General features: G+C 59.4%; 10 protein-coding genes. 3 read left to right on the top strand and 7 right to left on the bottom strand.

What is annotated here, in order from left to right; all coding sequences use genetic code 11:
• Window positions 1–237: 237 nt before the first annotated feature.
• The 7 genes from L9Z73_RS15455 to L9Z73_RS15425 all read right to left on the bottom strand — a co-directional run bounded on the left by L9Z73_RS15455 (window position 238) and on the right by L9Z73_RS15425 (window position 9113).
• The gene (locus L9Z73_RS15455) at window positions 238–2763 is read right to left on the bottom strand and encodes an acyl-CoA dehydrogenase (protein ID WP_247402470.1); all 2526 of its coding nucleotides are present in this window, start codon (window positions 2761–2763) and stop codon (window positions 238–240) included.
• Window positions 2764–3042: 279 nt separating this feature from the next.
• Window positions 3043–4500: an outer membrane protein transport protein gene (locus L9Z73_RS15450; RefSeq protein ID WP_247402468.1), complete on the bottom strand. Its 1458-nt coding sequence runs from the start codon at window positions 4498–4500 to the stop codon at window positions 3043–3045.
• A 105-nt stretch (window positions 4501–4605) separates the two neighbouring features.
• Window positions 4606–5100 carry a hypothetical protein gene (locus tag L9Z73_RS15445; RefSeq protein ID WP_247402466.1) on the bottom strand — a complete coding sequence of 165 codons (495 nt, stop codon included), beginning with the start codon at window positions 5098–5100 and terminating at the stop codon, window positions 4606–4608.
• 140 nt (window positions 5101–5240) lie between these two features.
• Complete coding sequence (praB, locus tag L9Z73_RS15440; protein ID WP_247402463.1) at window positions 5241–5777, bottom strand: alkane oxidation protein activator PraB; 537 nt, start codon at window positions 5775–5777, stop codon at window positions 5241–5243.
• A gap of 133 nt (window positions 5778–5910) precedes the next feature.
• Window positions 5911–6405, bottom strand: a complete 495-nt coding sequence (praA, locus tag L9Z73_RS15435) for an alkane oxidation protein activator PraA (protein ID WP_247402461.1) — start codon at window positions 6403–6405, stop codon at window positions 5911–5913.
• A 134-nt stretch (window positions 6406–6539) separates the two neighbouring features.
• Window positions 6540–7820 carry an alkane 1-monooxygenase gene (locus tag L9Z73_RS15430; RefSeq protein ID WP_247402459.1) on the bottom strand — a complete coding sequence of 427 codons (1281 nt, stop codon included), beginning with the start codon at window positions 7818–7820 and terminating at the stop codon, window positions 6540–6542.
• Window positions 7821–8114: 294 nt separating this feature from the next.
• Entirely contained in the window at window positions 8115–9113 is a 999-nt protein-coding gene (locus L9Z73_RS15425) for an alpha/beta fold hydrolase (protein ID WP_247402457.1), read from the bottom strand.
• A gap of 267 nt (window positions 9114–9380) precedes the next feature.
• Between L9Z73_RS15425 and L9Z73_RS15420 the strand changes: the two genes are divergently transcribed.
• From L9Z73_RS15420 to L9Z73_RS15410, 3 genes are read left to right on the top strand one after another with little or no spacing between them, the layout of a single operon-like run.
• Window positions 9381–10919, top strand: a complete 1539-nt coding sequence (locus tag L9Z73_RS15420) for a flavin-containing monooxygenase (RefSeq protein WP_247402455.1) — start codon at window positions 9381–9383, stop codon at window positions 10917–10919.
• Complete coding sequence (locus L9Z73_RS15415; protein WP_247402453.1) at window positions 10916–11806, top strand: SDR family NAD(P)-dependent oxidoreductase; 891 nt, start codon at window positions 10916–10918, stop codon at window positions 11804–11806. Before L9Z73_RS15420 ends, L9Z73_RS15415 begins: the two co-directional genes overlap by 4 nt.
• A gap of 14 nt (window positions 11807–11820) precedes the next feature.
• Window positions 11821–12669 (top strand): metal-dependent hydrolase, encoded by an 849-nt coding sequence (locus L9Z73_RS15410; RefSeq protein WP_247402449.1) that lies wholly within the window; start codon window positions 11821–11823, stop codon window positions 12667–12669.
• Window positions 12670–12856 lie beyond the last annotated feature (187 nt).

Below are 12856 nucleotides of genomic sequence, written 5' to 3'. Positions count from 1 at the left end.
CGTTGCAGCGGCAAGGGTTGCGGCAGGCCGATGGCCTGGGCCAGGCGTCGGCCCCAGGCGGAATTGACGAACGATAGGTAACTGTCACTCATATAAACATCCATTCACAACAGGGTATCGGCATGAACACCCGATCAATGTGGCAGTTGGCTTGCCTGCGATGGCATCACCTCGGTTTGGCTGACTTGCATCACAGCCAAGCCAGTTCCCACACTGACCGCGTTCATTCAGTGCCACTCAATTGACCGAGGCATTCTCGCCCTGGCTGGTGCGACGCTTGGTGGACGGTTCCAACGCTTGCTTGCGTTGCTGCAACGCCTCCAGCAAACCGAAGTCCTGCGGGAAGTCGTCGACCTGGATGGCGTGGTCGGCATATTCCACATAGCGCGCGAGCAAGGCCTCTTCGTCGCTGCTGATCAAGTCCAGCGCCCGCGCCTTGACGCGCCAGGCGGCAAAGGCCGTGGCGGCGATCGGCATCGGTTCGAGTAAGCCCTGTTTGGTCGCAGGCTTGAGCCGCGCTTCGATCAGTTCCACTTGCGGCAACAGGCGGAAAGCCAATTCGCCGTAGGCCAGCTTGTCGATTTCCGGACGTGGGATGTAGGAATTGGCCAGCAAGCGCTCGCGGGTTTCGCCGGGGGTCTGCACCACATCCGCCACCTGAGCCAGCAGCCGATCCGAGGGTTTGCGCAACGGGATGCCAAACGGAAAACTCAAGCCGCGCACCACCGCCGCTGCGGCTTTCGACGGATAGTTATCGAGTGTTTCGGCGAGGGCTTCATGGGCGCGCAGCAACGCATCCTGGGCCGACCAATGCACCAGCGGCAAATCCGCCTGGGGCCGGCCGTCATCTTCAAAGCGCTTGAGCACGCAGGACAGGATGTACAACTGCGACAGAATATCCCCCAGACGCCCGGTGATACTTTCCTTGCGCTTGAGCGCACCGCCGAGCACGCCCATGGAAACATCCGAGATCAACGCCAGCACCACCGACAGCCGATTGGCCTGGCGATAGTAGGACGCCAGCGCCGAGTCGGTCTTCACCGGGGCGGCAATCAAGCGCCCGCCGGTCAACGCATGCACCGCTGCGCGTGTGGTGTTGGCGAGGACAAAGCTCACATGGCCGAACATCGCACGGTCAAACGCCTCCAGCGCCTTGCGCCGGTCGGGGTTGCGCGCGGCCTCCATCTCGCGGAACACATAGGGATGGCAACGAATCAGGCCCTGGCCAAAGATGATCAGGCAGCGCGTCATGATGTTCGCGCCTTCCACCGTGATCGCAATCGGACTTTGCTGATAGGCGCGGGCCAGGAAGTTATTCGGGCCCATGCAGATGCCCTTGCCCGCGACGATATCCATGCCGTCGTTGACGATCATCCGCGCACGCTCGGTGACGTGGTACTTGGCGATGGCCGAAATCACCGAGGGTTTTTCCCCTGCATCCAGGGACGCCACCGAGACCTTGCGCACCGCATCGCAGGCATACAAATGCCCGGCCATGCGCGCCAACGGCGCCTGCACGCCCTCGAACTTGCCGATGGGCAGGCCGAACTGTTTGCGCATCGCCGCATAGGCGGTTGTGCCGCGTACCGCGACCTTGCCCAGGCCGACGTTGGCCGATGGCAGGGAAATCGCCCGCCCGGCCGCCAGGCATTCCATCAACATGCGCCAGCCGTTGCCGACTTGTTCGCGGCCACCGATTACCCACTCCAGGGGAATGAACACATCCTTGCCGGTGGTAGGACCGTTCTGAAACACCGCGTTGAGCGGCCAGTGACGGCGACCGCTGTTGACGCCGGGATGGGACGTCGGGATCAGCGCACAGGTGATCCCCAGCGAACCGGGCTGCCCGAGCAAGCCATCCGGGTCTTCGGCGCGAAACGCCAGGCCGAGCACCGTGGCAATCGGCCCAAGGGTGATGTAGCGCTTGTCCCAGGTCACGTTGAAACCCAGCACTTCCTCGCCTTCGTGCAGGCCTTTGCAGACGATGCCCAGGTCTGGAATCGCCCCGGCGTCGGAACCGGCATACGGGCTGGTCAGCGCGAAACACGGGATGTCTTCGCCACGCGCCAGGCGCGGCAGGTAGTAATTGCGCTGGGCATCAGTGCCGTAATGCAGCAGCAGTTCCGCCGGGCCCAGGGAGTTGGGCACCATCACCGAAATCGCCGCCGCCGAGCAGCGTGTCGACAGCTTCATCACCACTTGCGAATGCGCGTAGTGGGAGAAGCCTTTGCCGCCGTACTGCTTGGGAATGATCATGCCGAGGAAACCGGCGTCCTTGGTGTACTGCCAGCCTGCGGGGGACATGTCTTGCCAGACCTGGGTGGTTTCCCAGTCGTTGGCGATGTCGCACAGGGTTTCGACTTCATTGTCGAGGAACGCCTGTTCCTCGACGCTCAGGCTGGCCGGCGCGGCTTGCAGCAAGCGTTGCCAGTCGGGTTTGCCGCTGAACAGCTCGGCGTCCCACCACACGGTGCCAGACTCGATGGCCGCGCGCTCGGTGTCGGACATCGCCGGCATAACTGTACGAAACAGGCTCAGAGCCTTGTTGGTCAACAGGCTGCGACGCAGCGGTTTGATTGTCATCAGCAACGCCGGCAACACCACCAGCAGCGCCACGATGGTGCTGCCGAAAACGGCGACCACGTTGAACAGGTAGCCGGCCGCCAACCAGGCCAGGCTGGCGCCCAGCCAGTGGACAGCGGCGGCTTGTCTATACGCCAGGGCAATCGCGGCTGCGAAACCCACCAATAACCAGATCACCATGGGGATACCTCTACTCGATTCAGGGCGTGGCCAACGCTGGTGCAGATCGACATGAACTGCGGCGCAGGGCCACACTACAAACTTGGAAAAGCACATTCAAATTATCTTTTGAAATTTTTATTTAATTACTAGGCAAAAAATACTGGGCTGAGCACGTCAGCCTGGGTCATGAATACGAAAATCGGAATAGGTCACATGACGACCCGTAGATGAGGGCAAACAGCTGGAAGAAGGCATTCAGATGCGCTAAGTGCCTTCCTCCATAGCCCTCGATATCTGTTAGAACTTGTAGGTGGCCGATACGCTGACCACATCGCCTGACGACTCAGCCTTACCGTCCAGGCTGGCGCCACCCAAGCGGTCAACGTTTTTGGTTTTCAGCTTCACTTCCTGCACGAACTGATGGGAATACGCCAAGTCAAGACTCAAGCCCTTTACAGCCTTTACCTCGTAACCTGCACCGAACGACAAGAACGTACGATCACCATCCGGGATACGGGGGTCACGGGTCGAGTTGCGGGTTGGTGTCTGGTCAAGGGCCACACCGGCACGCAGCGTCAGTTCATCGGTGGCACGGAAGTCGCCGCCGAGGGAGTACATCCAGGAGTCTTTGTAGTTGTAGGGGATTGAGACGATGGTGATATCGCCGGACTTGAGCGTTAGGTCCTTGAACGACGACCACTGCGTCCAGTTCACACTTGCGCCCAAGGTGAATCGGTCATTGAACTGATGCACCCAGTCAAAGCCCGCAGTCGCGGGAATATCCAGTTGAGTACTGGCATGTGCGCCATCCGGATACAACGCCAGCCCAGGATAAGCCGACCCAACCAGCGTGCCAGTGCCAGTGAACGGGTTCGGTTGAGTCATCAGGGCATAGCTGTACGAATCTGAACGAATGTTGTACTTGCCCGTCATCTTGTTCTTGATCTTGGCGTGATAGTTCAGGCCCAAGGTGTCTTGGTCAGTGGGTTTCCAGGTAATACCGGTAAACCAGCCGGTGGAGATATTGTCGACCTTGACCCGTATCAGCGCGCCTCCGACACCTGCCGGCAAGTCAATACTGCCCAGTAATGGGTCTTGGGAGTTGGCAGCAGCCGCCAACAAATCGATGTTCTGACTCACAAACCCTTTACTGTGTTGAACAATAAGCCCACCGCCGATGGAGAACTGATCATTGACTTTGAACGAAAGCGAACCGGTCAATCCCACGGTTTCGATCTTGGTGTCCACAGCAAAATCGCGAAGTTTTGAGTCTTCGTCCCAAGTTGAGCGCATCCCTTGTGGCACCACTTGGCTCAAGCCAAAAGCGAACCGGTCCCCCAGGGGCATCACCATGAACCCGGTCGGCAACCAGGCAGTGAAACCACCCTCGCCACCATCATTGTTGTTGACCGTTGGCGATGAAAGGTCAGGGAAACCATCCGCACCTATTGGACTGTTCGAGACAGGGTTACCCAGATAATCATTAGCCGCGCCCTTATACTTGATTTTGATGCGCGCGTAGTCGACCGTCATTTGTGCGACGTTCTGGTCCACAAACGCCATCGCGGCGGGGTTGTTGTACGCCGAACTGGGGTCATTTTTGAACAACGAACCACCACCAAAGGCACGCCCCCAACCAGGTGCCCCATAAGTCGGTGTGGAAAATCCGCCGGCCTGCACGGGCGTGGCAACCATCACCCCGCCCATCAACGCCAGTCCCAGCAAAACCTGTACCTGTTGTTTTTTATTATTCATGCGGCACTCCTTATTGTTATCTCACTGAACCAGCCCTAGCCGGATCGCTTGCTGCTTTATTTGCCCACTTGAAGGCATATTTGAATCAGTAGATGGCGATCCAATTCATGGCGTGATCGTCAACGCTGGTGAGGGTTTAAAGTTGAACGTGATCAGTCTGCAGGTTGAATTCACGGTGTGGGGGCTAGTGAGGCTGAAGGTATCGTCAGCAGCACTCCACTGCATCGCAACTGCACTCGGAGTGGCGCAACTGTCGTAGGCGAATTTCTGCATGAAGCCTGAGAGGCTCGCGGTATTGGCACTTGTGGGCACCAGCGTCCAAGGCAGATTCAATGGCCCGGAAATATTGCATAAGGCATTTCCCGTAAAAGTAGCGCCGGTGATAGTTGCACTCGAACCGTCAGCCGCTACTTGTCCAGTCAATGCAATGCTGCAGGGAATAGGTGTCCACACCAACGGCTTTATTCCCGTCGCAATTGTGCCGGTTGCGTTAAAAGCAGCACCCGTCTGGGCAAATGTTGCGGCTCTGACCATGGAGGAACCAAACACCAAACCTAGTAACACGGCAGCTAAAGAAATACGTGGAATAACATGTTGCATTGTGTTGACCCTCAACTTTCTTGTTGTTGTCAGTCGGTAGCGCCGATTTCTTGTATTTAAGAAAAGCTCCCTAAACAAGCGCCTCGTTAGAGGCGCCTGCCTTTCAACGGGTGATCAACCCTTTCCACGGATTACATACTTCAAGGAACAATGGTGACACCAGTGGCTTTGACATTCAGCGACTGCACGGTGCAACCGCCGGAAAGCGCTTGGTTAGCGGCAGTCAGGGTGATGGTTTTATCCGAATCCAGAGGACCGGTAGTTGAAGCCAGACCTACGTTAATGATAGACGGGCCGCAGCTTGTTCCGGGGATCAAAGGCGGTACACCGGTAATGGTGTAACCGACGTTGGTTGCGGTGCCTGAAGTTGTGGTGACCGCTGTCAGCAACCATGGCAAGCCGGTGATCTGAGGCAAATTGCACAGAGTGCTGCTGCCGGGAGACACGACCACATTGGTGATATCAGCCTTGCCATCAGAACGAACCGTCCCTGAAAAAACGGCTTTACACGTCACGGCAGCGCCAAACGACGACGGGGATTTGACGACGATAGTGCCCGTAGCGTCGGTTTGGAAAGTCTTTCCAACAGGGCTAAAAGACGCCGCACCGGCCATCGAGGCAGCGCCCATGCACACGGCCAAAGCAGACAACGACACGAGGGTTTTCAAACTTTTCATTATTTTTCCTCACATGTTATGGCGAGTCATTCGCCAGGGGTAATGGCCATGATCGAGAGGTCACGGAGAAACTGCAGAACGTCCCTTTCCAGCCAAATCTCAATTCAATTACCGCTACAACAGTTGGATGTGTTTATTCGACAACTTTGAAGTTGGCCGGCATCTTGATCGACACGGCCTTGATCTTGCAGTCTTCGCCAATCGGCACATTGGCGGCTTCCAACTTGCCGGTGGCGTTATCCCAGGTGCCGTCGGCCGTGGACGGGCCACACTTGCCGCCCAGACCGAAGGCGTGGACGTCCACGCTGATCTTCGACATCGAGCCGCTTTGGGTGTCTTTGGCCACCAATATCCACGGCAGGTTGATCGCTTCGACCCGGCTGCACTTGAGGCCGCCGTCGAATTCGACCGTGTCGACATTGACGGACGAGCCATCGGCCGCCACCTTGCCGGCGACTTTGATGGTGCAGTCGGCACTGATCAGCTTGCCTTTGGAAAAGCTGATGGGGCCTTGGGCAGTAAACGCACTGCCGGCAGGTTCGATGCGCGCGGCCTGGGCCTGGTGATAGACAATCAGGCCCAACGCGGCCAATACGATATGGGTGGTGAACTTGGCAGGTGTTTGCATGGTGTACGTCCTTCCCTTGCTTTTATTTTTGTTGGGTCAAACAACTTTCTTGCAATGAAATCGACAAATTCCGGGTGATAGAAAACAGCGCCACACGACGATCCTGAGCACGCTATTTAACTTTTCAATTAATATCAGAACGTTTTGTTATTGCCGCCGTACTGTTCCAGATACTGCAACCGTTTTGAGGGTTGAAGATTGGTCAAAGTTATATCCCCAGCATAATGCCTGAGCACTCGATGATCCATCCGTCGTCGCCACAAGTACGGTACATAAGCCCAGACAATCATGCTCGCGTACCCGTAGGGAAGTTGCGGCGATTCATCAAAGTGACGCAACGATTGATAACTGCGCGTCGGGTTGGCGTGGTGATCGGAATGCCGTTGCAGCTGGAACAGAAAGATATTGGTGACAATTCGATTACTGTTCCACGAGTGCCGCGGTGAGCAACGCTCATAACGACCATTGGGCAACTTCTGGCGTTTAAGGCCGTAGTGTTCGACGTAGTTCACCACTTCCAGTAGCGAGAAGCCGTAGATGCCCTGGATGATCAGGAATGGAATCACCGCCGCCCCCAACCAGGCAATCATCGCGCCCCACAACACCACGCTGTACATCCAGGCGCTGAGCACTGCGTTTTTCCAGTGCCAGGCCGGCAGGCCGAGTTTGCGCAGGCGTTCGCGCTCCAGGTTCCACGCCGAGCGTGCGCTGCACCACACCGAGCGCGGCAGGAAGGCCCAGAAACTCTCGCCAAGACGCGAGCTGGCCGGATCTTCCGGGGTGGCGACACGAACATGATGGCCGCGGTTATGTTCGGTGTAGAAGTGCCCATAGAACGTCGGCGCCAGGGTGACTTTGGCCAGGAACACTTCCAGCGGCTTGGGCTTGTGCCCCAGTTCGTGGGCGGTGTTGATCGCGATGCCGGTCGCGGCGCCCGTCGACATGGCCATGCCCAGGTATGTGAACGCACTGACCTGGCCGTGCAACTGGGTGCGCGAGGTGATATAGGCGGCCGTTTTTGCCAGCCAGTTCGACGGTTCCAGTGCGGCGCTGGCCTGGAGCAAACCGCCGTTGATGATCCAGTCGATGCCGCCAGCAGCCAGCCAGCCGGTGATCACCACCGAAGCGATGACGAACAGCACGCCGGTGTAGACGATCCAGCGGTAGTAGCGTTGGGATTCGAGGTGGCCGACGGCGGACTCGGGCGGGTTACTGACGTCTTCGCCCAGCAGGCCGTCGATCAGTGGGATGAGGCCGAAGATCACCAATACACCGACCCACCACAGGTGTTGCATACCGGTGGTGATCGCCAGCGTGCCGGAGAGCAAAGGCGTCGCCAGGGGCAGGATGCCGAGCCACCACAGGTGGCGCTTGCCGTCGGCCCAGACCTGCGGGGTTGCCAGGGTGTGACTCATGGCAACCTCCGGACGAGGCAGGTGCAAAACAGGTTCGAGGAGCGCTCAAGGCTCCGGGAAATCAACCATGCGATAAAAGACGTTTTTTTCATTGTTATTCGCTCTTAGGCATTTCAAAAATCATTTCAAAACAAACATTGAAATATTTTTTTAAATAAATAACGCGGAATCGTTAGGTCGTCAACTAGTTTTTCAAGCCCTTGTTGACGTGACCGAGCAGTCTCTTTTCCAGCCGCAAGGTCAGGTGCCTAGGACAAGCATTGACGCTGTTCAACCGCGGGTCGGAGGGCACAACTATTTGCTCGCCAGGGCGAACGGAGGATGCAACACCGTGGCGTTTTGCACCGGCCGGGCACGTTTAGCCACCTGTTCCACCACCGCCACCACGCGCTCCGTGGCGGTGATCGGCAGCATATGGCCGCGCCCTTCCACCAACTGCAACTTGACGCCGGGCACCAGGCTCGCCAGGGCCTGACCGTGCTTTTGAAAGTCCAGCACCTGGTCCTTTGCGCCATATATCAGGCCAATGGGCAGGGTCAGTTGTGGGTAGCGCTTGACCATGCCCGGCAGGTGATCGTTGACCTGGTTGATCTCGGTGGAGGCAGCGTAGAAGTTGGCCGGGCGCATGCCGAGCACCCCGCCGCCGCGGGTGGCGAAGTCCGCTGGAGCGGGATCGGGGGCGAACACGCCTTTGACCACCGAACCTTTGGTCAGCAGGCCGATAGGCAGGGTCAGGGTATGCGACAGCCAGCGACGCAACCCTGCCGGGCGCACCGCCAATGACAGGAATACCAGCGGCAACAGGCGCTGGGGATGGGTGAGCGGTGCCACCAGGATCAACCCCGAGACCGCGTGGGGATGGTCAAGCGCCAGTGCCAGGGCAATCGCACCGCCGAGGGAATGCCCCAGCACCAGCGGTTTTTCCAGGCCCAGCGTCTGAATAAAGGCAGCGATTTGCCGGGCCTGGGCCGGCAGGTCCGCCGCCGTACCCGGATGCCGGGAGGAATAGCCCGACCCCGGTCGGTCGACGCTGATGACGCGAAAATGCTGGCGTAACTGGCCGGACAAGGCGTAGGTCAGGTTGCGACTGCTGCCCATCAGCCCGTGAATCATCACCAGCGCCGGGCCCTTGCCCTCGTCGTAATAATGAAAGCGCTCGCCATCGACCTCGACGAAGCGCCCGTTGCCTGGAACGGCCGCTTCAATGCGCCGTGTCATCCAGGCACTGAAGCCCCCTAACACAACGCTCGCTGCGACCAGCACACCCGCAGCAATAACCCATTCAACAGCCATAGCTCGGTCCTCTGCTTCCCTGCTGCCGACCGCCCGACCGGAATTGATCAAGGCCTCAGCCATCGTCCACACCCTGGACCTAAACTGCGTGCATACCGTCGGACACGTCGCACATGAGGAGCCAGGGACTAGCGTAGGCGATATTTTCAGGTAGATTATTTAAAATCTTTTTTTAAAATAAGTAATTCAATTTTTCTTTGCAATGGTGTTCTATCTAAAAGACAAAACAAAAACAGGAGCACATCCGATGCCCACGCAGGACAGCCTATGAATGCCCACAGTGATTCCATCGACATCGCCATCATCGGTTCAGGCTTTGCCGGCCTGTGCATGGCGATCAAGCTCAAGGAAGCCGGGTTTACTGACTTCTTTATCGCCGAGCAGGCCGAGACACTCGGCGGCACCTGGCGCGACAACCACTACCCTGGGTGCGCCTGCGATGTGCAGTCCCATGTCTATTCGTTTTCGTTTGCGTCCAACCCGGACTGGACACGCCAATTCGCCCCGCAAGCGGAGATCCGCGCCTACCTGGAGCAATGCGCCCGACGTTTCGCGCTGGCGCCGTATCTGCGCTTCGGCATGGGCCTGCAACGGGCGGTGTTCGATGAGCAGCAACAACGCTGGCAACTGAGCTTCAGCGGGGGGCGCCAGGTCAGTGCACGGGTGCTGGTGTCGGGGATGGGCGGGTTGTCGCGCCCGGCGCTGCCGGATATCCCGGGGCTGGACAGCTTCAAGGGCCCGCGCTTTCACTCCCAGCAGTGGGACCACGACTATTCATTGCAGGGCAAGCGTGTGGCGGTGATCGGCACTGGCGCCAGTGCCATTCAGTTCGTGCCGCAGATCGCGCCGCAGGTGGCGCATCTCGACCTGTTCCAGCGCACCCCGCCGTGGATCATGCCCAAGCCCGACCGGCCGATTTCGCGGGTTGAGCGCTGGGCGTTCAAGCACCTGCCCTTCACCCAACGGCTGGTGCGCGGCGCCTTTTATTGGGCGCTGGAAGGCCGCGTGGTGGGCTTTGCCCGGCACCCACGGCTGATGCGGATGGTGCAGAAAATCGCCCTGCGGCATTTGCACAAACACGTCACCCGCCCTTCCCTGCGCAAGGCGCTGACGCCGGACTACACCCTCGGCTGCAAGCGCGTGCTGATCTCCAACGACTATTACCCGGCGTTGTCGCGCAGCAATGTGCAGGTGGTGACCGACAGCGTGCTGCGCATCGAAGCCGATGGCGTGATCACCGCCGACGGCGTCAAGCACCCGGCCGATTGCCTGATCTTCGGCACCGGCTTCCAGGCCACCGACCCGCTGCCCCGCGACTGCATCATCGGGCGTCACGGCGTCGACCTGATGGACGCCTGGCACGACGGCGCCCACGCCTACAAAGGCGCCACGGTGCCCGGCTACCCGAACCTGTTCCTGATCATCGGCCCCAACACCGGCCTGGGGCACAACTCGATGATCCTGATGATCGAAGCCCAGGTCACTTACATCCTCGATGCGCTGCAACAGATGCAGCGCCACCGCATCGCCACGGTAGACGTCAAACCCTCGGTGGAACAGGCCTACAACCGCCAACTGCAGGACAAACTCACGCGCACCATCTGGAACACCGGCGGCTGCCGGAGCTGGTACCTCGACCCCCGCACCGGCAAGAACACCACCCTGTGGCCGGGCTCGACCTGGCGCTTCAAACAAATCACCCGGCATTTTGCGCTCAAGGATTATGTCGCCGGCATGGCGCCGATTGACGCGGCTGCCCGCGCAACGGCTGCGCCACACTCCACCGCAGAAGGGAGCCTGTCATGAAGTCATTCAACGGTCGTGTGGCAGCGATCACCGGCGCGGCATCCGGCATGGGCCGTGCGTTGGCCCTGGCCCTGGCGCGAGAAGGTTGCCACCTGGCGCTGGCGGACAAGAACAGCCAAGGCCTGGAACAGACCTTGGCGCTGATCAAGACGTCGACGCTGTCACCGGTGCTCGTCACCACCCAGGTGCTGGATGTGTCCGACCGCCAAGCCATGGAGGCCTGGGCCGCGCGCTGCGTCGCCGATCACGGCCAGGTCAACCTGATCTTCAACAACGCCGGGGTGGCGCTGTCGAGCACCGTCGAAGGCGTGGACTACAGCGATCTGGAATGGATCGTCGGCATCAACTTCTGGGGCGTGGTGCATGGGACCAAGGCCTTCCTGCCGTATCTCAAGGCCAGCGGCGAGGGCCATGTGATCAACACCTCCAGCGTGTTCGGGCTGTTTGCCCAGCCCGGCATGAGCGGCTACAACGCCAGCAAATTCGCGGTACGCGGGTTTACCGAAGCCCTGCGCCAGGAGTTGGACCTGCAACATTGCGGCGTCTCGGCCAGTTGCGTCCACCCCGGCGGCATCCGCACCGATATCTGCCGCAGCAGCCGCATCGACGCCAACATGACGGGCTTTCTGATCCACAGCGAACAGCAGGCCCGCGCCGATTTCGAAAAGCTGTTCATCACCGACGCCGACCAGGCCGCCAAGGTGATCCTGCAGGGCGTGCGCAAGAATAAACGGCGCGTACTCATCGGCCGCGATGCGTATTTCCTCGACCTGCTCGCCCGCTGCCTGCCGGCGGCCTATCAAGCGCTGGTGGTGTTCGCCAGCAAGCGTATGGCCCCCAAGCAACGCACGCCGGTGCTTGAAACCAACGACGAACCCCGTCTCTGAACAGGAGCAAGCCCATGCTGCCGATCCGTCGCGATATCCGTTTTGCCTTGCCCGCCGAACGCATCAAAAACTGGCACGAACAAGGCCCGTTCATCACGCACTTTTTCAATGCGCTGTCGCTGCTGTTTCCCCAGGGCGAGCTGTTTTTCATGGACAGCGTGCGCCACTACCGCCAACGCATCGATGACCCGGCGCTGACACAAGAGATCCAGGGTTTTATCGGCCAGGAGGCCATGCACAGCCGCGAACACGTGGCCTACAACGACTTGCTGCACGCCGCAGGCCTGCCGGCACATCGCCTGGATCGACGCCTGAAATTCTTCCTCGACCTGCAGAAAAAACACCTGCCGCCGTCGTTCAACCTGGCGGTGACCATCGCCCTTGAGCATTACACCGCGATGCTCGCGGAAATCCTGCTGAGCGACCCCTCGCGCTTCGGCGATTCGCTCAAGGGCTACCAGCAGATGTGGTACTGGCACGCCCTCGAAGAAACCGAGCACAAGGCGGTGGCGTTCGATGTGTGGAACCGCGTGATCAAGCCAGGCCCGCTGCGCTACCTGCTGCGCACCGGGACGATGCTGACCACGACGCTGCTCTTCTGGCTGGTGGTGTTTGATTTCCACGTGCGCCTGCTGATTGCCGACCGCCAGGCCGGCGGGCACCTGCAAGGGTTCTGGCGCATGCTCAAGTTTTTGTACGGGCCCAAGGGCGTGTTCCCGCGGATGCTGCGGCCGTGGCTGCACTACTTCAAACCGGGCTTTCATCCGTGGGACCACGACAACCGTGCGCGCCTGGCGAGGATCGCTGGCTTGGTCGAAGAGATCGAGCAGACCCAGCGCGAATACCGTTCAGCCCAGGCCTAGGCTTAGTGCGTACAAAACCTGGCAAATGATCACCCCGCAGCGCCATTTGCAGCACCACGGTCGCCCTATCACCGTGGGTGCTCAGGATGGCGCAAACACTGTTCAAACTGCGCTTCACCGAGCGTCTGGCCGCCTTGGCCAGTTTTGCGCTCGTACACCTGCGTTTTAAGGTGCCTCAGCACGATCA

Origin of the sequence: Pseudomonas emilianonis (assembly GCF_023072625.1) — a bacterium.
GTDB lineage: Bacteria > Pseudomonadota > Gammaproteobacteria > Pseudomonadales > Pseudomonadaceae > Aquipseudomonas > Aquipseudomonas paraveronii.
Note: the sequence above shows the minus strand (reverse complement) of the source record. Positions and strands in the feature narration are given on the sequence as shown.

Coding starts and splice junctions, on each gene's coding strand:
- praA (WP_247402461.1), bottom strand. CDS start 6,405: ATGCAAACACCTGCCAAGTTCACCACCCATATCGTATTGGCCGCGTTG.
- L9Z73_RS15455 (WP_247402470.1), bottom strand. CDS start 2,763: ATGGTGATCTGGTTATTGGTGGGTTTCGCAGCCGCGATTGCCCTGGCG.
- L9Z73_RS15410 (WP_247402449.1), top strand. CDS start 11,821: ATGCTGCCGATCCGTCGCGATATCCGTTTTGCCTTGCCCGCCGAACGC.
- L9Z73_RS15420 (WP_247402455.1), top strand. CDS start 9,381: ATGAATGCCCACAGTGATTCCATCGACATCGCCATCATCGGTTCAGGC.
- L9Z73_RS15425 (WP_247402457.1), bottom strand. CDS start 9,113: ATGGCTGTTGAATGGGTTATTGCTGCGGGTGTGCTGGTCGCAGCGAGC.
- L9Z73_RS15415 (WP_247402453.1), top strand. CDS start 10,916: ATGAAGTCATTCAACGGTCGTGTGGCAGCGATCACCGGCGCGGCATCC.
- praB (WP_247402463.1), bottom strand. CDS start 5,777: ATGAAAAGTTTGAAAACCCTCGTGTCGTTGTCTGCTTTGGCCGTGTGC.
- L9Z73_RS15430 (WP_247402459.1), bottom strand. CDS start 7,820: ATGAGTCACACCCTGGCAACCCCGCAGGTCTGGGCCGACGGCAAGCGC.
- L9Z73_RS15450 (WP_247402468.1), bottom strand. CDS start 4,500: ATGAATAATAAAAAACAACAGGTACAGGTTTTGCTGGGACTGGCGTTG.
- L9Z73_RS15445 (WP_247402466.1), bottom strand. CDS start 5,100: ATGCAACATGTTATTCCACGTATTTCTTTAGCTGCCGTGTTACTAGGT.